This is a genomic window from uncultured Allobosea sp. (assembly GCF_945956895.1).
GTDB lineage: Bacteria > Pseudomonadota > Alphaproteobacteria > Rhizobiales > Beijerinckiaceae > Allobosea.
The window spans coordinates 45,913-67,317 of sequence record NZ_CAMFJF010000019.1 but is presented as its reverse complement, the minus strand read 5'-3'; the positions used below and the strand labels follow the sequence as shown (position 1 = coordinate 67,317).

Below are 21,405 nucleotides of genomic sequence, written 5' to 3'. Positions count from 1 at the left end.
TCCTGCTCCGGGAGCCACTTTTCCCCCTCACATCGATAGATCGCTTTAACCGTCGGTGGTGTATACCTGCGGCCAGGCGGCGCTTGCCTTTTGCGCGGGGGTCGAACAGAAAGCTGCCGAAGAACGGCGCGATGGCTGCACCGGTCGCGGCGGCTTCGGAAGAGCAGTCGCTTCCCGGCAATGCCGGCGTCGTGGACGGAGAGTTCGGTATGGACGATTTCACCTCGCTGCGCCGCAATATGGTCGATTGCCAGCTGCGGACCTATGACATCACCGACCGGGCTGCGCTGGCTGCCGCGGATTCGGTGCCGCGCGAAGCCTTCGTTCCTGAGAATCTGTCGCATCTCGCCTATCTCGACCAATCGATTCCGCTGCCGGGTACCGGTCGGGCGCTGATGACCCCGATGGTGGCCGTCCGCATGATCCAGCTTCTGGACCCGCAGCCGGGCGAGACCGTGCTCGAATATGCCGGCGGCTCTGGCTACGGCGCAGCACTGATGGCGGACATGGAAGCGAATGCGACGCTCTGGGAACCTGACGCCGCAGCTCGCGCTCTGGCCGAGGCGGCCCTGGCCCGGGCAGGCGCCAGCGATGTGACGGTCACGGCCACGCAGCCCGCCAATGCCAGCTTCGATGCGATTCTCGTGAGCGGGGCCTGCGAGGTTTCGCCTGAGACGCTCTTTCCGCTGCTGCGGCCGGAAGGCCGGCTCGTCGTGGTCGAAGGGCTTGGCCGCGCCGCGCGAGTCATGCTCTACATGAAGTCCTCCGACATCGTCTCCGGTCGCCCGGTTTTCGATGCTGCGGCGCCCGTCCTCTCGGAGTTCCGCCGTCCGGCGGCCTTCGTTTTCTGATGTCGGCGGGGTTCTCCGACATTGAAAAGTGTCGCATTTTTGCGGCAGTGAATGAACGAAACCGCTCCGGTGCCGCCCCATGCGTTGGCGGAAGGTGCCGTGATCGGTATAAATTGCAACTCTGCCGAGGCTGGGGCGATGCCTGGGCGCGACTTTCAGTGCGCACATGAGGCGTCCAGTGCATAAACGCAACGACAAGACTTCCGGGTTTGGGCTCTCCGCCGCCTTCGCATTGGCGCTGGCAGGCGGTTGGGTCGGGCCGGTTTCGGCTCAGACCATGGAATCTGCGCTCGCACGGGCCTATTCCGCCAATCCAACGCTCAACGCGCAGCGCGCCTCGGTCCGCGCGACCGACGAGAACGTGCCGCAGGCGAAGGCGGGCTATCGCCCCCGAATCACGGCTTCGGCCGATATCGGCGCCAGCATCACCCAGCAGGAGATTCCTGGCCTCGCCACCAGTTCGCCTTTTCATTCCACGGTCAATTCGCGCCTTGGCCCGCGTGGCGCCGGCGTGCAGATCGACCAGAACATCTTCGATTCAGGCAAGACCCGCAGCTCCGTGAGCCAGTCCGAATCGCAGGTGCTCGGCGCGCGCGCCACCCTGCGCAACACCGAACAGAACGTGCTGCTCGATGCCGCTACGTCCTACATGAACGTGCTGCGCGACACGGCGATCCTCAATCTCAACCGCAACAACGTCGAGGTGCTCGAGGAGCAGCTGCGCCAGACCCGCGACCGGTTCCAGGTCGGCGAAGTGACGCGCACCGACGTGGCGCAGGCGGAAGCACGCCTGTCCTCGGCGCGGTCCCAGGCGATCCTCGCCGAATCGAATCTGAAGACCTCGGTGGCTCGCTTCCGGCAGGTTGTCGGCACGGAGCCGCGCTCGCTCGCTCCGGCGCGTCCGGTCGAAAGCTTTTTGCCGAAATCGCTGCCGGCCGCGCTGAACCAGGCCCTGACGGTGCACCCGGCTATCGTCGCGTCGCTGCACGGCGTCGATGCCGCGGAATTGCAGGTCAAGGTCACCGAGGCCGATCTCTATCCCGTCGTCGGCGTGCGCGGCCTGGTCCAGCAGCGCTACGACAGCCAGTATTCCGGCGACCAGCGCTTTTCGGCCAGCCTCGTCGGCACGCTGACGATCCCGATCTACGAGGGTGGCCAAGTCTATTCCCGGACTCGTCAGGCCAAGGAAACGGCCGGCCAGCGCCGGATCGAAGTCGATACCCAGCGCGATACCGTGCGCGCCGCGGTCGTCTCCGCCTGGGGCGGGCTCGATGCGGCCAAGGCGCAGATCATCGCCGCCCAGGCGCAGGTCGAGGCCGCGTCCACGGCCCTGTCCGGCGTCCGCGAGGAGGCGAAGGTCGGCCAACGCACCACGCTTGACGTGCTCAACGCGCAGCAGGAACTGGTGAGCGCCCGCTCGAGCCTCGTGGTCGCCCAGCGCGACCGCGTCGTCGCCTCCTATGCGGTCCTGTCGGCTGTCGGCAAGCTTTCCGCCCAGACCCTCAAGCTCAAGGCGGAGGTCTACGACGCTCGCCAGCATTATGAGCAGGTTCAGGGCAAGCTCTGGGGCACCCAGACGCCGGACGGCCGCTGAGGCCTGCGGCATCCTGATCGCCGCGCGCCCGGCAGGGCGTGATGGCGGCAGTCTTCCATCGATGACCTCGTCGCAGCTTCCCGAAATGGGCAGGCTGCTGTTCGGCGCGATGCGATAGGGCAACAGGGCCGATTTCTCCTGTGGGAGAGCCTGCTGGCGCCTTGTCTGGCAAGGTCAGCGTGGAATACTGCGCTCTTGGAGCGGCGTTGATTCCATCGGCGCGCACGGTGTCCAACGGTCAGACTCTCATGAGCGCGCAAGCCAAGCCCAGCGAACCGTCGATGGAGGAAATCCTCGCCTCCATCCGTCGGATCATCTCGGATGACGAGGCGAAGCCGGCCGAGGAGGCCGCTGCGCCGGAGGCCGAATCCGCGCCTGCGCCGGTCGCCGCGATCGATGACGACGTGCTCGACCTTGGGGCCGAGGCTGCTTTGGTTGCCGCCCCCGCTCCTACGCCCGCGCCAGTGGCCGAGCCGGCTCCGCCCGTTGAGAATCCGGATGATTCCGATATCGCCTTCGCCGACGACGAGCCCGCCGCAGCCTTGCCGCCGGAGCCGCCGGCTGCTCCGGTCGAGCCGCCGGCCCCCTTTCAGCTTGCGCCGCAGCCTCAACCGGCTTTCACACCCGGCCCCGATATGGCGAGCCTGTTGTCGGATCAGGCCAGCTCCGTCGTGACCAATGCCTTCGGCCAGCTGGCTTCCACCGTGCTCAGCAACAATGCGCGGACGCTGGAAGATCTGGTCAAGGACATGCTGAAGCCGATGCTCAAGACCTGGCTCGACGACAATCTCCCGACTATGGTCGAGCGGCTGGTGCGGACAGAGATCGAGCGCGTCGCGCGCGGCGGGCGCAACTGAGTTCCAAGGCTGTCCTGCGGAAACACGCCGTCATCCCAGGCTTGACCCGGGATCCATCGTAGAGTGCAACGCCCTTCGATGGATTCCGGATCGGCGCCGCTGACGCGGCTTGTCCGGAATGACGGCGCCTCTTCGGAGACGTGAAGTACGCTCTATTCCGGCCTGACCGTTCGCCGCCGCCGCGTGCGTGGCCGCGCCCGTTCGAATGCGCCGGCCTCCTTGAGACGCATCACCCCGTAACCGGCCAGGGCGAAGGCCGTCGCCGGCGCGCCCAATCGCGCGACCAGCATGGTCAGGCCCACGGCGACGGGGCGGGGATAGCGGCCGGAGGCCGCCTCGATTGCGAACCACGCCCCGAGGGCATGGACCATGAGTTTCATCATCGCATCCTGCTCGTCGGTTCCGAGCCTCGAACAAAACCGGGAAGGGGGTTCGACGTCGGTAATTCCTGGCTCCTCCATAACTGCGTGATGCCGCTCCGGTTCCTGCAGCCGAACCTTGTCTGAGGCCGATGCGGGTTCGCCAAGGCGCGGTGCATCATCGAAAACGTTGACGCATGCCCTGCGCATGGGCTCTTAAGGGCCGAGACCTTTTTGGCCCGTGATTTTTCCGGCCGGGGCAGGTTCCCCGGCCTTTCTGCGTTCGAGCGATGCGATGATGGACAAGACTTTCGAACCGGCAGCCGTCGAGGCCCGGATCAGCAAGGCCTGGGACGAGGCCGAAGCCTTCAAGGCGGGCAGGGGCGCTGCACCCGGCGCCGAGCCCTATTGCATCGTGATCCCGCCGCCGAACGTCACCGGCTCGCTGCATATGGGCCACGCGCTCAACAACACGCTGCAGGACGTGCTCTGCCGTTTCGAGCGCATGCGCGGCAAGGATGTGCTCTGGCAGCCCGGCACCGACCATGCCGGCATCGCGACGCAGATGGTCGTCGAGCGCAAGCTCGCCGCCGAGAACCGCAGCGACCGCCGCAGCATGGGCCGCGAAGCCTTCCTCGCCGAGGTCTGGAAGTGGAAGGAGGAGTCGGGCGGGACGATCGTCAACCAGCTCCGCCGCCTCGGCGCCTCCTGCGACTGGTCGCGCGAGCGCTTCACCATGGACGAGGGCCTCTCGGCTGCCGTCCTCAAGGTCTTCGTCGGCCTGCACAAGCAGGGGCTCGTCTACCGCGCCAAGCGGCTGGTGAACTGGGATCCGAAATTCCAGACCGCGATCTCGGATCTCGAGGTGTTGCAGGTCGAGAAGACCGGCACGTTCAAGTGGCAGCGCGGCGGCGAGGAAGAGTTCGACGCTGCCAAGCTCGACAAGGCGCTGAATCGCGACCCGAACGGCCATCTCTACTATTTCAACTACCCGCTCGAAGGCGCGACCTATGACGCTGACGATGCCGCGACCTTCATCACGGTCGCGACGACGCGTCCCGAGACGATGCTGGGCGATACTGGCGTCGCGGTGCATCCCGAGAACGAAAAGATCGGCCATCTGATCGGCCGCAAGGCGGTGCTGCCGCTGGTCGGCCGCATCATCCCGATCTTCGGCGACGACTATGCCGATCCGGAGAAGGGCACAGGCGCGGTCAAGATCACGCCGGCGCATGATTTCAACGATTTCGAGGTCGGCAAGCGCCATCAGCTCGACGTCGTCAACATCCTCGACGGCGAGGCGCGCATCCTGCTTCGCGGAAATGAGGATTTCACGACTGGGACCGATGCGGAGGCGGTTCAAGCCGTGCTGGCGCTCCACGGCCTCGATCGCTTCGTCGCGCGCCGACGCGTCGTCGAGATGATGGCCGCGCGCGGCTTGCTCGCGAAGGTCGAGCCGAACACCCACACCGTCCCGCATGGCGACCGCTCGGATGTCGTGATCGAGCCCTGGCTGACCGACCAGTGGTATGTCGACGTCAAGCCGCTGGCGCAGCGCTCGATCAAGGCCGTCCAGGACGGGCGCACCAAGTTCACGCCCGAGAACTGGACCAAGGTCTATTACGACTGGCTGGAGAATATCGAGCCCTGGTGCGTCTCGCGCCAGCTTTGGTGGGGCCACCAGATTCCGGCCTGGTACGGGCCGGACGGCGAGGTCTTCGTTGCCGAGTCGGAAGCCGAGGCGCAGACGCTGGCGATGGCGCATTACGGCGACACCGTCGCGCTGAAGCGCGACGAGGACGTGCTCGACACCTGGTTCTCCTCGGCGCTCTGGCCGTTCTCGACGCTGGGCTGGCCGGAGCAGACGGCCGAGCTGAAGCATTATTACCCGACGGCGACGCTGGTCACCGCCTTCGACATCATCTTCTTCTGGGTCGCCCGGATGATGATGATGGGTCTCAACTTCATGGACGAGGTGCCGTTCAAGGACGTCTACATCCACGCCATCGTTCGCGACGAGAAGGGCGCGAAGATGTCGAAGTCCAAGGGCAACGTCATCGACCCGCTGACGCTCGTCGACAAGTACGGCGCCGACGCGCTGCGCTTCACGCTGAGCGCGATGGCGGCGCAGGGCCGCGACATCAAGCTCAGCACGCAGCGCGTCGAGGGCTATCGCAACTTCGCGACCAAGATCTGGAACGCCGCGCGCTTCGCCGAGCTGAACGGCTGCGCCCGTGCGGAAGGTTTCGATCCGGCGAGCGTCAAGCAGCCGCTCAACCGCTGGATCCTGAGCGAGGCGGCGCAGGCGGCGGAAGAGATCGCAGCCGGCATCCCGAGCTTCAAGTTCAACGAGGCGGCGGGCGCGGCCTATCGCTTCGTCTGGAACCAGTTCTGCGACTGGTATCTCGAACTCGCCAAGCCGGTGCTGCAGGGCGAGGGGGTCGATGCCGCCGCCAAGGCCGAGACGCAAGCGACGGTGGCCTTTTGTCTCGACCTGATCTGCCAGCTCCTGCACCCGTTCATGCCGTTCCTCACCGAGGAGCTCTGGGCGCAGAAGGCGGAAGCCGGGGCGCCGCGCAAGCTCGCGGCCGGTGACGCTTCGCTGGTCTGCCTGACCCGCTGGGCCGATCTCTCGGCGCTCAAGGACGCGGCGGCCGAGGCCGAGATCGGCTTCGTCGTCGACCTGATCTCGGACATCCGCTCGGTGCGCTCGGAAGTGAACGTGCCGGCCGGGACGCAGGCCCCGCTCGTGCTCGTCAATGCCTCGGCGGCGACGCGGGCGACGATCGAGAGCTGGCGGCCGATGATCGAACGCCTCGCGCGCGTCTCCGACATCGGTTTCGAGGCGGCGGCGCCGGCCCAGTCGGCCCAGATCATCGTGCGCGGCGAGGTCGCGGCGCTGCCGCTCGCCGGCTTGATCGATCTCGACGCCGAACGCTCGCGCCTGACCAAGGAGCTCGCCAAGCTCGACCAGGACATCGCAGTCGTCGAGAAGAAGCTCGGAAACCCCGATTTCATGGCCCGCGCGCCCGAGGAGATCGTCGAGGAGAATCGCGAGCGCAAGGCCGCGGCCGAGGCCCGCAAGCTCAAGGTCGCGGAGGCGCTGGCGCGGCTGGCATAAGAAGCCGCCCCGCTGAAGCGAAGGTCACACGCGCGTCGTCATTCCGGACAAGCCGCGGAGCGGCGCCGATCCGGAATCCATCGAAGGGCGGCGAGTTCTACGATGGATTCCGGGTCTACGCTTCGCTCCGCCCGGAATGACAGCGCATACTGACCTGCCCCTTCAAGATGAGGGCCGGCATACCCAGCCAAGGTCAGCCGCGGGTATCGCATTCCGGTCACGGCTTCGTCGTCAAATTGACGCTGATCCAAGAGAGGACTCGCATTCTCTCGCGGACCCCGCTTAGATGCGCCCGACGCAAACCCGCCATGCAGAATGCGTGGCGGCTCAAGGACCGGCTGTTCAGAACCCATGCTCAAGCGAGCTTATGACTGGTGCGTTTCGTACGCTTCCCATCCTGCGGCCCCGTGGCTGCTCTTCGGCCTCACCTTCATCGAGAGTTCGTTCAGCCCGCTGCCGCCGATCCCGCTGCTGATTCCGATGTGCATCGCCCGGCCGGACCGGGCCTGGCTCTATGCCGGCATCTGCTCGCTCGGCGCCGTGCTCGGCGGCTATCTCGGTTATGCGATCGGCGCGCTGCTCTACGAGTCGGTCGGCGCCTGGCTGATCGGCATCTACGGATTGCAGGACAAGGCGGCCAGCCTGATCGCGACCTCGCAGGACTACTGGTTCTGGGTGCTGGTCACCAAGGGCCTGACGCCGATCCCGTTCAAGATCGTCACGATCATGTCCGGCTTCCTGCATTTCGACCTGTGGAAGTTCACCATCGGCATGGTCGTGTCGCGCGCGACCTTCTTCCTGATGATCGCAGTGGCGCTGCGCTTCTATGGCGACGACATCCGCATCTTCATCGAGAGGCATCTGCCGATGGTGGCGCTGGCCCTGCTCGTGGTCATCGTCGGCGGCTTCTTCGTGCTGCCGATGGTGCTCTGAGCGGCCGTTACGTCACCCTGTCGACCCAAGTTTTGTGACATCGACGCAACACTCGGATGGGAACGGTGCCCGGCGCCGTCCCTGCGGCCATAACCGCCAAGAAGCCGCCACAAACGAAGCCCAGCAAAACGCTGCGTTAAGTGCCTGAGATATATCAAAATCGGGACTAGCGCGCCGGATCTTGAACGGTTCCGGAGAGTTTTCGGGGTTTCGGGGGCGCGATTGCTCCCGGCAGGCATGGCGTGGCACATCTTCGCGCCGTGCTGGTCGGGGGACAGGGCGAGTGGCGATGGACGGGCGTGTGTACGACAAGTCGAGGCTGCCGAGCCGCCATGTGAGCGTCGGCCCGGCCAAGGCCCCGCACCGTTCCTATTATTACGCGATGGGCATGACTGCGAAGCAGATCGCGCAGCCCTTCGTCGGCGTCGCCTCCTGCTGGAACGAGGCCGCCCCCTGCAACATCTCGCTGATGCGCCAGGCCCAGGCGGTGAAGAAGGGCGTCGCTTCCGCGAGCGGCACGCCGCGCGAGTTCTGCACGATCACGGTCACCGACGGCATCGCCATGGGCCACCAGGGCATGAAGTCGTCGCTGGCCTCGCGCGAGGTCATCGCCGACTCGGTCGAACTCACCATGCGCGGCCATTGCTATGATGCGCTGGTCGGCCTCGCCGGCTGCGACAAGTCGCTGCCCGGTATGATGATGGCGATGGTGCGTCTCAACGTCCCCTCGATCTTCATCTATGGCGGCTCGATCCTGCCCGGCAATTTCAAGGGCCGTCCGGTCACCGTCCAGGACGTGTTCGAAGCCGTCGGCAAGCATTCGGTCGGCGCCATGTCGGACGAAGACCTGAAGGAACTCGAAGAGGTCGCTTGCCCCTCGGCCGGTTCCTGCGGCGCGCAGTTCACCGCCAACACCATGGCGACCGTCGCCGAGGCCATCGGCCTCGCGCTGCCCTATAGCTGCGGCGCCCCGGCGCCCTACGATGTTCGCGACACCTTCTGCTACACCGCCGGCGAGATGGTGATGGAATTGATCGCGCGGAACATCCGCCCGCGCGACATCGTCACCCGCAAGGCGCTGGAGAATGCCGCGATGGTCGTCGCCGCGACCGGCGGCTCGACCAATGGCGCGCTGCATCTGCCGGCGATCGCGCATGAATGCGGCATCGATTTCGACCTGTTCGAGGTCGCCGAGATCTTCAAGAGGACGCCCTATATCGCGGACCTGAAGCCGGGCGGGAAATACGTCGCCAAGGACATGTTCGAGGTCGGCGGCATCCCGCTGGTGATGAAGAGCCTGCTCGATGCCGGCTATCTCCACGGCGACTGCATGACCGTCACCGGCCGCACCATCGCCGAGAACATGGCCTCGGTGAAGTGGAACGACCAGCAGGACGTGGTCTACCGCGCCGACAAGCCGATCACGGTCACCGGCGGCGTCGTCGGCCTGCAGGGCAATCTGGCGCCGGAAGGCGCGATCGTGAAGATCGCCGGGATGCCCGAGGACCAGCTCGTCTTCACCGGTCCGGCCCGTTGCTTCGATCGCGAAGAAGACGCCTTCGAGGCCGTCAAGAACCGGACCTACAAGGAAGGCGACGTGCTCGTCATTCGCTACGAGGGCCCCAAGGGTGGCCCCGGCATGCGCGAGATGCTGGCGACCACCGCTGCCCTCTACGGCCAGGGTATGGGCGACAAGGTTGCGCTGATCACCGACGGCCGATTCTCGGGTGCGACCCGCGGCTTCTGCGTCGGCCATGTCGGGCCTGAAGCCGCCGTCGGCGGCCCGATCGGCCTGATCCGCGACGGCGACATCATCGAACTCGACGCCATCACAGGAAAGCTCGCAGTCCGCCTTTCTGATGCCGAACTTGAAGCGCGTCGTAAGGACTGGAAACCGAGGAAGACCGACTACAACTCCGGCGCGCTGTGGAAATACGCGCAGACCGTCGGCTCCGCCAAAGGCGGCGCCGTTACCCACCCAGGAGGGGCGGCCGAAACCCATTGCTATGCGGATATCTAGCTCAACCATAGCATGCCTGTTCCTGTTGCTCGGCGGCCCGCAGGTCGTCCTGGCGCAGGACATTTCAGGCACGAAGCTGCTGCCGCCGCGCGCCATTCCGGGCGGGGCGCTGCCGGAGCCGGACGATTCCGTCCGGGTGCCGGGCGCTGCCGCGATCGCTCCCGCGCCCGATACGCCCACCGCCCATACGGCGCTGCCGCTCGTGCCCTTCACCAGCGCGCGCGACGCACTGAAGGCCTGGATGCGCGATTCCACCGCCGGCAATAAGGTCGGCGCTGTCCGCGCGCTCGAATACGCGGCCTCGCAGGGGCATCTCACGGCACAGTACAAGCTCGGCCGGATGTATGCCGGCGGCGAGGGCGTTCCGGCCAACGATCTCAAGGCCTTCGAGTATTTCTCGAAGATCGCGGACGAGAACGCCGACGCGATTCCCGGTACGGCCGACGCCCGGCTCGTCGGCAGCGCCTTCGTCGCGCTCGGCAACTATTTCTCGGACGGCATCAAGGGCAGCTATGTGAAGCCCAATCCCGACCGGGCCTTCGACATGTTCCACTACGCCGCCTCCTATTTCGGCGACCCGGACGGCCAGTACAATCTCGCCCGCCTCTACATGACCGGACAGGGCGCCAGCCGCGACCCGCGCCAGGCGGCCCGGTGGATGAAGCTCGCGGCTGAGAAGGGCCATGCGCCGGCCCGTGCCGCCTTCGGCGAGATGCTGTTGCGTGGCGGCGAGGGCGTGCCGCGCCACCCGGTGCTCGGACTGATGTGGCTCGCCATGGCGCGCGAGGGCGCCGATCCGGCCCGTGAGTCCTGGATCATCGAGCGGCATGACCTGGCTTTCGCGGCAGCCTCGGCCAACGATCGCTCGGCGGCGCTCGCCCTGATCGAGCGCCAGCATCTGGTGAACTCACGCAGCGGCACCGCGGCTCAGAACTGAGCTATAGCGGCGGAAACACGCCGTCATTGCGAGGAGCGAAGCGACGAAGCAATCCAGGGGAACTGGGGCAGACGCTTCAGCCCAGCGCTCTGGATTGCTTCGCTGCGCTCGCAATGACGGCGTGATTCCGCCGCGAGCTCGGACAGGGCGCCCGGCCTCGGCCCTTCACTGCAATTCGATCATCACCGGGACATGGTCCGAGGGCTTGTCCCAGCCGCGGACATGCTTGGCGATCTTGACGCCCGAGAGCCTGTCCGCCGCCTGGGCTGAGAGCAGCAGGTGGTCGATGCGGATGCCATTGTTCCGCTGCCAGGCGCCGGCCTGATAGTCCCAGAAAGTGTAGAGCCCGGACGCATCGGTCGTGCTGCGCAGGGCTTCGGTCAGGCCGAGATTGAGGAGATCGCGGAAGGCCGCCCGCGTCTGCGGCAGGAAGAGCGCGTCGCTGACCCAGGCGGCCGGGTCGCGGGCGTCGCGCGGTTCGGGGATGACGTTGTAGTCGCCGGCCAGCACCAGCGGTTCCTCATGCTCCAGCAGCATCCGCGCATGGGCGGTCAGGCGATGCATCCAGCCGAGCTTGTAGGGGTATTTCTCGGTATTGGGCGGGTTGCCATTGGGCAGGTAGATCGAGGCGACGCGCACCACGCCGTCGCCCAGGGGCAATACACCCTCGAGATAGCGCGCCTGCTCGTCGCCATCATCGCCCGGCAGGCCGCGGCGGACATCCTCCAACCGCGAACGACTGAGGATTGCAACGCCGTTGAAGGTCTTCTGCCCGTGGATCTCGACCTGCCAGCCGGCCGCCTCGATCTCGGTGCGCGGGAAATCGGCATCGACACATTTGATCTCCTGCAGGCAGAGCGCGTCGGGCTCGGCCTCCTTCAGGAAGTCCAGGAGATGGCCGAGGCGCTGCCTGACCGAATTGACGTTCCACGTGGCGATCCGCACGAGATGCTCCGATTCAGACGAGCCGCAGATAAGCGGTAGCGCCGCCGCCAAGGCAAGCCGGTTTCGACCGCAAACGAAAAACTCCCCGCATCGCTGCGGGGAGTCGTTGTCTACGATCGCGCTGTCGCCTGCTGTCAGGGGCAGGCGCGGACGACGCCGCCTGAGGCGATATAGGTCCCGGTCTCCGGATTGTAGCTGCGGAAGCGGCGCGAGCAGTAGGCGACTGCGTCGGTGTCCTCAACGCTATAGCCATAGGCGCGCGGTACAGGCCGAGCATAGACCACCGGCGGCGCGACATAGACCGGCTCCGGTTCGTAGTAGACTGGCGGCGGGGCGGCCAATGCGCCGGCGGCGAGCGCACCACCGACGATTCCGGCCGCGATGCCAGCTCCTACGGCCGGACCGCGACGATAGCCGTAATAACGCGGGCCATAGCCATAGCGACCATAGTACTGCACGTTCTGGACGAGATCGCTGCCGGGCTGCACGGCCGCGACGGCCGAGGCTGCGGGAGCGAGCGGGGCCGCCGCAGCCGGAAGGGCGAGTAGAGTGCCACCGGCAAGGGCGGCAGCGACGGCGAGCGTCCTGATCATGACGAAACTCCTCTGCGATACCTGGCGAGCGGAACTCCGCATGTTCCCCCGTTTGGCTTCGAATGTAGCGGTCCGGTGACCACAAGGAAAGTTAGCAGTCAATCCGGGCTTAAATGGGTCGTCACGCTCGCGTCGCTTTTGCCCTCGAAAGCAGCTTCGGAGTGCTTGCACCGGCGGAAATTCCCCGTCATCTAGCGTTGCACTCACGTATCGATGATCTGCTTGAAAGGATCGGAACCCGACTATGGCGCAACCGCGCGAACCGTCCGCCCAGCCTGCCGCGCTTGGTCCCCTGAGGCCGCTACCGGCCTTGATCTTCAGCTCGCGCTGGTTGCAGCTGCCGCTCTATATCGGCCTCATCGTAGCGCAGTGCGTCTATGTCTTCCTGTTCCTCAAGGAGCTCTGGCATCTCGTCACCCACGCCTTCGATTTCAGCGAGCAGCAGATCATGCTGGTCGTGCTGGGGCTGATCGATGTGGTGATGATCTCGAACCTGCTCATCATGGTCATCGTCGGTGGCTACGAGACCTTCGTCTCGCGGCTGCGACTCCAGGGCCATCCCGATCAACCGGAATGGCTGAGCCACGTCAACGCGAGCATCCTCAAGATCAAGCTCGCCATGGCGATCATCGGCATCTCGTCGATCCATCTGCTGAGGACCTTTATCGAGGCCGGCAATATCGGCATCGAGGGCAAGGCGAACTACACCGAGACCGGCGTCCTGCTGCAGACGCTGATCCATGTCGTCTTCATCCTCTCGGCGCTCGGCATCGCCTGGGTCGACAGGATGACGTCGACGCCCGGCAAGGGGCACTGAGAACGACCTTTCGAAACAGAAACGCCCCGCCGATCCGGCGGGGCGTTTTACTTTTGGGTGCGCAGGTCTTTGACGGAACGATGCCGTCATCCCGGACAAGCTGCGGAGCAGCGCAGCTCCGGGATCCATCGTAGAATTCCGGAGTCCTCCGATGGATCCCGGGGCAAGCCCGGGATGACGCGGCGGTTCCGGGAAGAGCTAGCCGCGTTCATGGCCAGCTCGGATGCCTATTGCCCGCGGCCGCTGCGGGCGGCGAAGCGGATCGCCTCCTCGGCGGCGCGGAACAGGGCCTTAGCCTTGTTGATGCATTCCTCCTGCTCGGAGGCCGGGTTCGAATCGTAGACGATGCCGGCGCCGGCCTGGACATGCATGCGCCCGTCCTTGACCACCGCCGTGCGCAGCACGATGCAGGTATCCATCTCGCCATTGGCGCCGAAATAGCCGATGCAGCCGGCATAGGCGCCGCGCGCATCGCGCTCCAGCTCGTCGATGATCTCCATCGCCCGGACCTTCGGCGCGCCCGACACTGTCCCGGCCGGGAAACCGGCGATGAGGGCGGCGAGCGAATCGTGCTTCGGGTCGATCCTGCCTTCGACATTCGAGACGATGTGCATCACCTGGCTGTAGCGCTCGATGAAGAACGAATCGGTGACCTTGACCGAGCCGATCTCGGCGACGCGGCCGACATCGTTGCGCCCGAGATCGAGCAGCATCAGGTGCTCGGCGCGCTCCTTCGGGTCGGCGAGCAACTCCTCGGCCAGGGCATTGTCCTCAGCCTCGGTCGCGCCGCGCCGTCGCGTGCCGGCGATCGGCCGGATCGTGACCGTATCGTCGCGCAAGCGCACCAGGATCTCGGGGCTGGAGCAGACGATCTGGAAGTCGCAGAAATCGAGATAGCAGAGGAAAGGCGCCGGATTGACGCGCCGCAGCGCCCGGTAGAGCGCGAAGGGCGGTAGCGCGAAGGGCGCCTCGAAGCGCTGCGACAGCACGACCTGGAAGATGTCGCCGGCGCGGATGTATTCCTTCGCCTTGTCGACCATCTCCAGATACGCGGCCTCGCTCGTGTTCGAGGTGGTGACCGGCTCCGGCAGGTTGGCGATGTCGACCTCGGCCTCGGCGGGGAGGGCGCCTTCCAGCGCCTGCACCACGGCTTCCAGCCGCTCCTGCGCCCGTTCATAGGCATGGCGCGCGCCGACGCCCGGCATATGCCGGACTGGTGTTACGACATGGATCTCGTCGCGCACCGCGTCGAAGACCACCATCAGCGTCGGCCGGGTCAGGATAGCGTCGGGCACGCCAGTGCCTGTTTCCTTCGGCTCCGGCAAGCGCTCCATCAGGCGAACCATGTCGTAGCCGAGATAGCCGAAGACGCCGGACGCCATCGGCGGCAGCCCTTCGGCCTCCGGAATGGCGCTCTCCTCGAGCAGAGCGCGCAGGCTCTCGAAGGCCGGGCGCGGATCGGCAAGGAAGCTCTCGCCCAGCGCCGGCCGGCAGAGCGAGGCCTGACCGTGATGGCAGCGCCAGATCAGGTCGGGCTCCAGCCCGATCATCGAATAGCGGCCGCGCACTGCGCCGCCCTCGACCGATTCGAGCAGGAAGGCCGGGCCGCTGGTGGCATGGCGCAGCTTCAGGAAGGCGGCGACCGGCGTCTCGCAATCGCCAACCAGCACCCGTCGCAGCAATTGCGGGGCGCCGGTCTCGTAGGTCTGCGCGAAGCGCTCGAACTCCTGGAGCGGCTGCATCGTCAGTTCTGCGCCCCGCCCGTCGCGTTGCGGAAGGCCGCCTCGTTGATGCTGACGCCGAGCTCGGCCTGCCGCTTCGCGACATATTGCAGCATGATGTCCTCGCTCACGCTCTGCGAAAGCAGGCGCTCGAAATTGCCGGCTTCCTGCGTGGTCCGGACATAAGGCGCGACGGTGGCCGAATCGACCCGGAACAGGATGCGCGAACCGTCGACCCCGGCGGCCGAACCGCTCTTGCCGGCGGCGGTGCCGAAGACCTGCGCGACGACCGTGCCCGGCAGCTCAGGGCGCTGGTCCTGGCGGCCGATATCGGCGGCGGTCTCGATGGTGAGCCCGGCCGAGGCGGCGACCGCGTCGAAGTTCTCGCCCTTGTCGAGCCGCTCCGACAGCTCACGCGCCTTGGCGGAAAGCCTGGATGCCGTCTCGTCGGCGCGCCACTGCTTCTCGACCTCGGCCTTGACCTCGTCGAAGGTCCGCTCGCGCGCCGGATCGATCTTGGTGACGTCGAACCAGACATAGCCGGTGTCGCGGCCCAGGCGGATCGCCTCGTTGTCGACGCCGATATCAGAACGGAAGATGGCCTGCAGCGTGGCGTCGGCGCCCGGCAGTGCCTCCTCCTTCGAGCCGTCCGGACGCGTGAGGCTCGCGCTCATCGGGCCGGCATTGCGCAGCTTGAGATTGAGCTCCTTGGCGATCTCGGCGAGCGGCCGGGCCGAGGCGCGCTGATCCTCGATCTTGTCGTGAAGCTCGGTGACCTGGCTCGCGGCGCGGCTCGTCGCCAGTTCCTGCTTCACCTCGGCCGCGACCTCCTCGAACGGGCGGACATGCGCGGCGTCGACCTTGGTGACGCGCAGCAGCACGGTGCCGAAGGCGCCCTTGACCGGGGCGCTGACGGCGCCTTCCTCCAGCGCGAAGACTGCCTCGCGCACCACGGGGTCAACCATCTGCGCGCGGGTGAAAGTGCCCAGCGTCAGGTCGTTGAAGGCGACGTTCCGCTCGGTCGCGATCTCGTCGAAGGTCTCGCCGCCGTCGATCTTGGCCTTGGCCGCCTTCGCTTCCTCTTCGTTCGGAAACTGGATCTGCTGCACGGTGCGGGTTTCGACCGCGGTGAAGCGCTGGGCCTTGGTTGCTTCGTAGCGGGCCTTGGCCTCCTCGTCGGTGACCTTGGCCGGATCGGCCAGCGTTTCGGCGGTGATCGAGAGGATGGCGGCCGTGCGGAACTCCGGCGCGCGGAAGGCGATCTTGCGGTCGTTGAAGAAGGTCTTGAGCTGGTCCTCGCTCGGCGCCGCGATCTCGCCGGCCGCGCTCGCTGGCATCCGGGCGAAGGTGATGGAGCGCTTCTCGTTGCGCAGTCGGCTGCCAAGCTCCTGCAGCGCGACCGGAGCGACGAGGCCGCCGGTCAGCATCTCGGACAGCTGCTGGCGCAGGATGGTCGAGCGCTGGAGCGCGACATAGCTCTGCTCGGTATAGCCGTTCGAACGCAGCAATTCGTTGAAGCGGGCGGGCGAGAATTGGCCGGAAGCGTCGCGGAAGACCTGGTCGTCGAAGATCAGGTTACGGATCGTCTCGTCGGAGACCGCAAGCCGCATGCTCCGCGCCGTCTGGTCGAGCGTCGACTCGGTGAGCAGGCGGGAGAGCACCTGCCGGTCGAGACCAAGCGCGCGCGCCATCTCAGGGGAGATCTGGCGGCGCTGCTGGCGGATCAGGTTCTGGATCTCGTTCTGATAGGCCGTGCGCATCTGCTCGATGCCGATCTCGGCCTTGCCGATCTTGGCGACTTCGTTGCGGCCATAGCCGCGGAAGATGTCACCCACGCCCCAGATCGCGAAGGCGAGGATCAGGATGCCGAACAGGACACTGATGACGAGCTTGCCGAGCAAACCCTGACTCGCCTTGCGGATGCCCTGCATCATCATGGAAGCTGTCTTTCCCTGAACCTGTTCGTGGCGCGCAAACGAGCCCGCGCGCGTATTTTCCGGCGCTGCTTATAGGAACCGATGGCGAAAGCCGCAATCGCCCTGCCGCCGCTGGTCGCGTTTCGCCTTTCGAGCCCTCATCCTGAGGAGCCGCGTCAGCGGCGTCTCGAAGGATGCTTCAGGAGGCTCCCGAACCATCTGGAACATCCTTCGAGACGCCATTCCTCTTGGAATGGCTCCTCAGGATGAGGGTTGAAGGGGACAAAGCGAGCGTTCTGCTTCACGACCACGCGATTGCGGCGCCGGCCGGGCGTTGCTAGAGCCGGGATAACGAATTTCGGAGGATCGACGTGACGCGCAGCATCAAGCCGCTGGTGGCGGGCAACTGGAAGATGAACGGCCTGAAGGCCGACCTTGTCATCGCGGCCGAGGTGGCCAAGGGCTACGACGCCACCCTGAAGCCGAATGTCGACCTCGCCATCTGCCCGCCCGCCAGCCTGCTGTTCACGGCGACCGCTGCCCTGATCGGCTCGCGCATCGCGACCGGCGGGCAGGATTGCAGCACGCAAGCCTCCGGCGCCTTCACCGGCGAGGTCTCCGCCGCCATGCTGGCGGACGCCGGCGCAAGCTTCTGCATCGTCGGCCATTCCGAGCGCCGCACGCTCCATGGCGAGACCAATGCCACGGTCAAGGCCAAGGCCGAGGCCGCGCAGAGGGCGCTGCTGGTGCCGATCGTCTGCGTCGGCGAAACCAAGGACGAGCGCGAGGCCGGCAAGGCGCTTGCCGTCGTCAAGAAGCAGTTGCGCGGCTCGGTGCCGGACGGCGCGACACCTGATACGCTCGTCGTCGCCTATGAGCCGGTCTGGGCGATCGGCACGGGGCTGACGCCGACGGCGGCGGATGTCGCCGAGATGCACGAGGCGATCCGCGCCGAGCTCGGCCGCTTGCTGGGCAAGCAGGCCGCTGCCGGTGTGCGGCTGCTCTATGGCGGCTCGGTCAAGCCCTCGAATGCCGCCGAATTGATGAATGTCGCGAATGTCGACGGAGCGCTTGTCGGCGGCGCCAGCCTCAAGGCCGAGGAGTTCCTGGCAATCGCGCGGGCCTGCGCCGGCTGATCACAGGCTGCAAATCGGCCGTCGTGCAGGGGTGGCGCTGCCGGTCGGCACATGTTATGTGCCCCGCCGAATTCGCCTCGACCTTTCGAGGAGGAGCGGGTAGCCCTTGGCGGCGGCCCGCGCCATGCCCATTTCGTGAGACCATGCAGAACGTTCTCATCGTCATCCACCTGATCATCGTCGTCGCGCTCGTCGGCGTCGTGCTGCTGCAACGCTCCGAAGGCGGCGGCCTCGGCATGGGTTCCGGCGGCGGAGGCGGCGTCGGCGGCTTCATGACCGGACGCGGCCAGGCCAATGCCCTGACCCGCGCGACCGCGATTCTCGCCGGCCTGTTCTTCCTGACCTCCATCGTGCTGGCCGTGATGGCCACGCGCGGCCGCGTCCAGCGCTCCATCATCGACGGCGCGCCTGCGACCTCTGCCCCGGCCACGCCCGGCGCGCCTGCGGGGCCGAGCGCCCCGAATGCCGGCGGCGTCCTCGACCAGCTGCGCCAGATGCAAAACCAGAATCAGGGCGGTGCACAGCCGCCGACGCCGCCAGCGGCGCCGCAGCAATAAGATGGGGCAGGGCCGGGAAACCGGCCCTTCTCTTTTGAGTTTGGAGGGGCCGGGCGACCGGCCTTCTCTTTTGTGGACAAGCGCGCAGGGCAAGGCGGGACTGCTCAGAACGCGCTTAGCGAATCGAACCCGTGGCGATAGAGGTGAACTCCCATGACGCGGTATGTTTTCATCACCGGCGGCGTGGTGTCCTCGCTTGGCAAAGGCCTGGCGGCGGCGGCTCTCGCAGCCCTTCTCCAAGCGCGCGGCCATACGGTCCGCCTGCGCAAGCTCGACCCTTACCTGAACGTCGATCCGGGCACGATGAGTCCGTATCAGCACGGCGAGGTCTTCGTCACCGACGATGGTGCCGAGACCGATCTCGACCTCGGCCATTACGAGCGCTTCACCGGCCGGCCCTGCAACCGGGGTGACAATATCACCACCGGCCGCATCTACATGGACATCCTGACCAAGGAGCGCCGCGGCGACTATCTCGGCGCGACCATTCAGGTCGTTCCCCATGTCACGAACGCCATCAAGGAATTCGTGCTCACCGGCAACGAGGGCTACGACTTCACGCTGGTCGAGATCGGCGGCACGGTCGGCGATATCGAGAGCCTGCCCTTCCTCGAATCGATCCGCCAGATCAGCCAGCAGCTCCCGCGCGGCCAGTGCATCTTCGTGCACCTGACGCTGCTGCCCTATATCCCGACAGCCGGCGAACTGAAGACCAAGCCGACCCAGCATTCGGTCGCTGAACTGCGTTCGATCGGCATCCAGCCCGACATCCTGCTCTGCCGTACCGACCGCGAGATCCCGCGCGAGGAACGCCGCAAGCTCGCGCTGTTCTGCAATGTCCGCGAGACTGCGGTCATCGAGGCCCGCGACGTCGCCTCGATCTACGACGTGCCGCTCTCCTACCATGCCGAGGGGCTCGACACCGAGGTGCTTGCCGCCTTCGGCATGGACGCCAAGGCCGAGCCCGACGTGACCGGCTGGAAGCGCATCTCCGACCGGGTGAAGAACCCCGAGGGCGAGGTCACCATCGCCGTCGTCGGCAAGTATACCGGCATGAAGGACGCCTATAAGTCCCTCATCGAGGCGCTGACCCATGGTGGCATCGCCAACAATGTGAAGGTCAATCTCGACTGGATCGAGTCGGAGGTTTTCGAGAAAGAGGACCCGGCGCCCTTCCTCGAGCATGTCCACGGCATCCTCGTGCCCGGCGGCTTTGGCCATCGCGGCGCCGAAGGCAAGATCAAGGCGGCGACCTTCGCGCGCAACCGCAAGGTGCCCTATTTCGGCATCTGCTTCGGCATGCAGATGGCGGTGATCGAGGCGGCTCGTTCGCTGGCCGGCATCGAGAACGCCAATTCGACCGAGTTCGGCCCGACGCAGGAGCCCGTCGTCGGCCTGATGACCGAGTGGATGCGCGGCAACGAGCTGGAAGAGCGCGCAGCCGGTGGCAATCTCGGTGGCACGATGCGCCTCGGCGCCTATGCCTCGACGCTGGCGGCCGGATCGAAGATCGCCGAGATCTACGGCTCGACCGAGATCTCCGAGCGCCATCGACACCGCTACGAGGTGAATATGGGCTATCGCGAGCAGCTCGAAGCCAAGGGCCTGCGCTTCGCCGGCCTCTCGCCTGACGGCCTGCTGCCCGAGACGGTCGAATATCCCGACCATCCCTGGTTCATCGGCGTGCAGTACCATCCCGAGCTGAAGTCGCGCCCCTTCGAGCCGCATCCGCTCTTCGCCAGCTTCATCGAGGCGGCGAAGGCCCAGAGCCGCCTGGTCTGACGCAAGAGGTTGCCTGGACAATTGCGGGGGAGCCCCCGCTCGGAAGCGCCCTTGTCGTTCCGGGGCATCGCGTCAGCGAAGAGCCCGGAACGACAATCGTGTGGCGCGAAGCCGCTATGACCAAGCGCCCGGCGCATCCTCCTTTTAGATGATGGCTTGCGCAGTTTTCTTGCTAACCTGACTATTCGGCATCGTGGACTTGGTGTCCTCGCAGCGGCACGGGGCAGGGCGGCATGACGATCTCGATGGCGGGCCTGCCCGCATTCCTCCTCTATTTCGTCGTCGGAGCGGCCCTGATCGCCGCTTTCGTCGCGATCTACCTGCGCATGACAACCCATGACGAGATCGCCCTGATCCGCGGCGGCAATCTCTCGGCGGCTATCGCGCTCGGCGGCAACACGGTCGGCTTCTCCTTGCCGCTGGAGCAGGCGATCTCGCAGGCCAGCAGCATTCCCGACTGCGTGCTCTGGGCGGTTGCCGCGATGATCATCCAGTTCGCAGCCTATGGTGTCGCGCGCCTTCTGATCCCGGAGCTGTCTCGGAAGATCGAGGAGGACCGCTTGCCTTCGGCTGTGATGCTCGCCGTGATCGCCGTCGTATCCGGGACGCTGGCCGCGGCCAGCATGACGGAATGAGGTGGCGATGAAGCGCTCCTCGCAGATCGGACTCGGGGCTGCCGGCGTCCTCCTCGTCGCCACCGTCTGGTCAATGACCGGCGACAGCCAGGAGGAGAACCTCGTCTACAACAGCCTGAGTGATTGCCGCGCCGCGGGGCAGCTCACGGCGCAGCAATGCGAGACCGCCTTTTCGGAGGCGACCGCCACGCGTCTGAAGGATGCGCCGAAATTCCAGAGCCAGAGCGCATGCGAGGCGCAGTATGGCGCCAATGGCTGCGGTTCGGCGACCATCGGCGGCGCGCAATACTTTATCCCGGCGCTGGCCGGCTTCATGCTGGCGCGCGGCCTTGCCGGCGGCCCGGCGCAGCCTCTGATGCCGCCGACCGCCGCCGCCTGCCCGCCGGGCTCGGCGCAGCCGGAATGCCAGCAGGCCCGCGCCGCGACGTCGTCCTCGTCTTCGGGCTCATCAGGCGGCAGCAGCTCCTATCGCAGCAGCCGGTCGCGTGCCTATTCAACGACATCCGGGAGCAACGTCACAGCCGCCTTCGCCGGTGGCGCCCGCGGCGGCAGCGTCTCGACGACAAGTGTCTCCTCGCGCGGCGGCTTCGGCTCGACGGCGCGCTCCTATTCCTCGCATTCCTCGTCCTGA

Annotated in this window: 18 protein-coding genes; 13 read left to right on the top strand and 5 right to left on the bottom strand. The window is 66.3% G+C overall.

Going from position 1 to position 21,405, the window contains the following annotated elements:
• Positions 1–131 precede the first annotated feature (131 nt).
• From Q0Q02_RS13045 to Q0Q02_RS13035, 3 genes are all read left to right on the top strand, one after another.
• Entirely contained in the window at positions 132–851 is a 720-nt protein-coding gene (locus tag Q0Q02_RS13045; protein WP_293810029.1) for a protein-L-isoaspartate O-methyltransferase, read from the top strand.
• A gap of 277 nt (positions 852–1,128) precedes the next feature.
• Positions 1,129–2,445: a TolC family outer membrane protein gene (locus Q0Q02_RS13040; protein ID WP_293810028.1), complete on the top strand. Its 1,317-nt coding sequence runs from the start codon at positions 1,129–1,131 to the stop codon at positions 2,443–2,445.
• A gap of 248 nt (positions 2,446–2,693) precedes the next feature.
• A complete protein-coding gene (locus Q0Q02_RS13035) occupies positions 2,694–3,302 on the top strand; it encodes a DUF2497 domain-containing protein (RefSeq protein WP_293810026.1) in 609 nt (202 codons plus the stop codon).
• Positions 3,303–3,454: 152 nt separating this feature from the next.
• Here the strand turns inward: Q0Q02_RS13035 and Q0Q02_RS13030 are convergent, their stop codons facing one another.
• A complete protein-coding gene (locus tag Q0Q02_RS13030) occupies positions 3,455–3,682 on the bottom strand; it encodes a hypothetical protein (RefSeq protein ID WP_293810024.1) in 228 nt (75 codons plus the stop codon).
• A gap of 274 nt (positions 3,683–3,956) precedes the next feature.
• Between Q0Q02_RS13030 and Q0Q02_RS13025 the strand changes: the two genes are divergently transcribed.
• The 4 genes from Q0Q02_RS13025 to Q0Q02_RS13010 all read left to right on the top strand — a co-directional run bounded on the left by Q0Q02_RS13025 (position 3,957) and on the right by Q0Q02_RS13010 (position 10,672).
• The gene (locus tag Q0Q02_RS13025; protein WP_293810022.1) at positions 3,957–6,782 is read left to right on the top strand and encodes a valine--tRNA ligase; all 2,826 of its coding nucleotides are present in this window, start codon (positions 3,957–3,959) and stop codon (positions 6,780–6,782) included.
• Between the two features lie 351 nt (positions 6,783–7,133).
• Positions 7,134–7,715 carry a DedA family protein gene (locus Q0Q02_RS13020; RefSeq protein WP_293810020.1) on the top strand — a complete coding sequence of 194 codons (582 nt, stop codon included), beginning with the start codon at positions 7,134–7,136 and terminating at the stop codon, positions 7,713–7,715.
• 289 nt (positions 7,716–8,004) lie between these two features.
• Positions 8,005–9,735: a dihydroxy-acid dehydratase gene (ilvD, locus tag Q0Q02_RS13015; RefSeq protein ID WP_293810018.1), complete on the top strand. Its 1,731-nt coding sequence runs from the start codon at positions 8,005–8,007 to the stop codon at positions 9,733–9,735.
• Positions 9,736–9,760: 25 nt separating this feature from the next.
• A complete protein-coding gene (locus Q0Q02_RS13010; RefSeq protein ID WP_293810016.1) occupies positions 9,761–10,672 on the top strand; it encodes a tetratricopeptide repeat protein in 912 nt (303 codons plus the stop codon).
• A gap of 165 nt (positions 10,673–10,837) precedes the next feature.
• Here Q0Q02_RS13010 and xth read toward each other — a convergent pair whose 3' ends face one another.
• Together xth and Q0Q02_RS13000 are read right to left on the bottom strand one after the other, a co-directional pair.
• Positions 10,838–11,617, bottom strand: a complete 780-nt coding sequence (gene xth, locus Q0Q02_RS13005; protein ID WP_293810014.1) for an exodeoxyribonuclease III — start codon at positions 11,615–11,617, stop codon at positions 10,838–10,840.
• A gap of 134 nt (positions 11,618–11,751) precedes the next feature.
• Positions 11,752–12,210, bottom strand: coding sequence for a BA14K family protein (locus Q0Q02_RS13000; protein ID WP_293810013.1), 459 nt, complete (start codon positions 12,208–12,210; stop codon positions 11,752–11,754).
• A 244-nt stretch (positions 12,211–12,454) separates the two neighbouring features.
• On the opposite strand from Q0Q02_RS13000, the gene Q0Q02_RS12995 reads away from it, so the two are divergent.
• Entirely contained in the window at positions 12,455–13,027 is a 573-nt protein-coding gene (locus Q0Q02_RS12995; RefSeq protein ID WP_293810011.1) for a TIGR00645 family protein, read from the top strand.
• 227 nt (positions 13,028–13,254) lie between these two features.
• Here the strand turns inward: Q0Q02_RS12995 and trpE are convergent, their stop codons facing one another.
• The gene (gene trpE, locus Q0Q02_RS12990) at positions 13,255–14,769 is read right to left on the bottom strand and encodes an anthranilate synthase component I (protein ID WP_293810010.1); all 1,515 of its coding nucleotides are present in this window, start codon (positions 14,767–14,769) and stop codon (positions 13,255–13,257) included.
• Positions 14,770–14,771: 2 nt separating this feature from the next.
• Positions 14,772–16,685: a SurA N-terminal domain-containing protein gene (locus tag Q0Q02_RS12985; protein ID WP_293810008.1), complete on the bottom strand. Its 1,914-nt coding sequence runs from the start codon at positions 16,683–16,685 to the stop codon at positions 14,772–14,774.
• Positions 16,686–17,035: 350 nt separating this feature from the next.
• On the opposite strand from Q0Q02_RS12985, the gene tpiA reads away from it, so the two are divergent.
• The 5 genes from tpiA (at position 17,036) to Q0Q02_RS12960 (ending at position 21,405) form a co-directional block, all read left to right on the top strand.
• Positions 17,036–17,800 (top strand): triose-phosphate isomerase, encoded by a 765-nt coding sequence (tpiA, locus tag Q0Q02_RS12980; protein WP_293810006.1) that lies wholly within the window; start codon positions 17,036–17,038, stop codon positions 17,798–17,800.
• A gap of 143 nt (positions 17,801–17,943) precedes the next feature.
• Positions 17,944–18,357 carry a preprotein translocase subunit SecG gene (gene secG / locus Q0Q02_RS12975; protein WP_199086330.1) on the top strand — a complete coding sequence of 138 codons (414 nt, stop codon included), beginning with the start codon at positions 17,944–17,946 and terminating at the stop codon, positions 18,355–18,357.
• Between the two features lie 153 nt (positions 18,358–18,510).
• A complete protein-coding gene (locus Q0Q02_RS12970) occupies positions 18,511–20,139 on the top strand; it encodes a CTP synthase (protein WP_293810005.1) in 1,629 nt (542 codons plus the stop codon).
• 233 nt (positions 20,140–20,372) lie between these two features.
• Positions 20,373–20,774: a DUF350 domain-containing protein gene (locus Q0Q02_RS12965; RefSeq protein WP_293810003.1), complete on the top strand. Its 402-nt coding sequence runs from the start codon at positions 20,373–20,375 to the stop codon at positions 20,772–20,774.
• Between the two features lie 7 nt (positions 20,775–20,781).
• On the top strand, positions 20,782–21,405 hold the full coding sequence (locus tag Q0Q02_RS12960) for a DUF1190 domain-containing protein (RefSeq protein ID WP_293810002.1): 624 nt from the start codon (positions 20,782–20,784) through the stop codon (positions 21,403–21,405).

Coding starts and splice junctions, on each gene's coding strand:
- Q0Q02_RS13045 (WP_293810029.1), top strand. CDS start 132: ATGGCTGCACCGGTCGCGGCGGCTTCGGAAGAGCAGTCGCTTCCCGGC.
- Q0Q02_RS13040 (WP_293810028.1), top strand. CDS start 1,129: ATGGAATCTGCGCTCGCACGGGCCTATTCCGCCAATCCAACGCTCAAC.
- Q0Q02_RS13035 (WP_293810026.1), top strand. CDS start 2,694: ATGAGCGCGCAAGCCAAGCCCAGCGAACCGTCGATGGAGGAAATCCTC.
- Q0Q02_RS13030 (WP_293810024.1), bottom strand. CDS start 3,682: ATGAAACTCATGGTCCATGCCCTCGGGGCGTGGTTCGCAATCGAGGCG.
- Q0Q02_RS13025 (WP_293810022.1), top strand. CDS start 3,957: ATGATGGACAAGACTTTCGAACCGGCAGCCGTCGAGGCCCGGATCAGC.
- Q0Q02_RS13020 (WP_293810020.1), top strand. CDS start 7,134: ATGCTCAAGCGAGCTTATGACTGGTGCGTTTCGTACGCTTCCCATCCT.
- ilvD (WP_293810018.1), top strand. CDS start 8,005: ATGGACGGGCGTGTGTACGACAAGTCGAGGCTGCCGAGCCGCCATGTG.
- Q0Q02_RS13000 (WP_293810013.1), bottom strand. CDS start 12,210: ATGATCAGGACGCTCGCCGTCGCTGCCGCCCTTGCCGGTGGCACTCTA.
- Q0Q02_RS12995 (WP_293810011.1), top strand. CDS start 12,455: ATGGCGCAACCGCGCGAACCGTCCGCCCAGCCTGCCGCGCTTGGTCCC.
- trpE (WP_293810010.1), bottom strand. CDS start 14,769: ATGCAGCCGCTCCAGGAGTTCGAGCGCTTCGCGCAGACCTACGAGACC.
- Q0Q02_RS12985 (WP_293810008.1), bottom strand. CDS start 16,685: ATGATGATGCAGGGCATCCGCAAGGCGAGTCAGGGTTTGCTCGGCAAG.
- secG (WP_199086330.1), top strand. CDS start 17,944: ATGCAGAACGTTCTCATCGTCATCCACCTGATCATCGTCGTCGCGCTC.
- Q0Q02_RS12970 (WP_293810005.1), top strand. CDS start 18,511: ATGACGCGGTATGTTTTCATCACCGGCGGCGTGGTGTCCTCGCTTGGC.
- Q0Q02_RS12965 (WP_293810003.1), top strand. CDS start 20,373: ATGACGATCTCGATGGCGGGCCTGCCCGCATTCCTCCTCTATTTCGTC.
- Q0Q02_RS12960 (WP_293810002.1), top strand. CDS start 20,782: ATGAAGCGCTCCTCGCAGATCGGACTCGGGGCTGCCGGCGTCCTCCTC.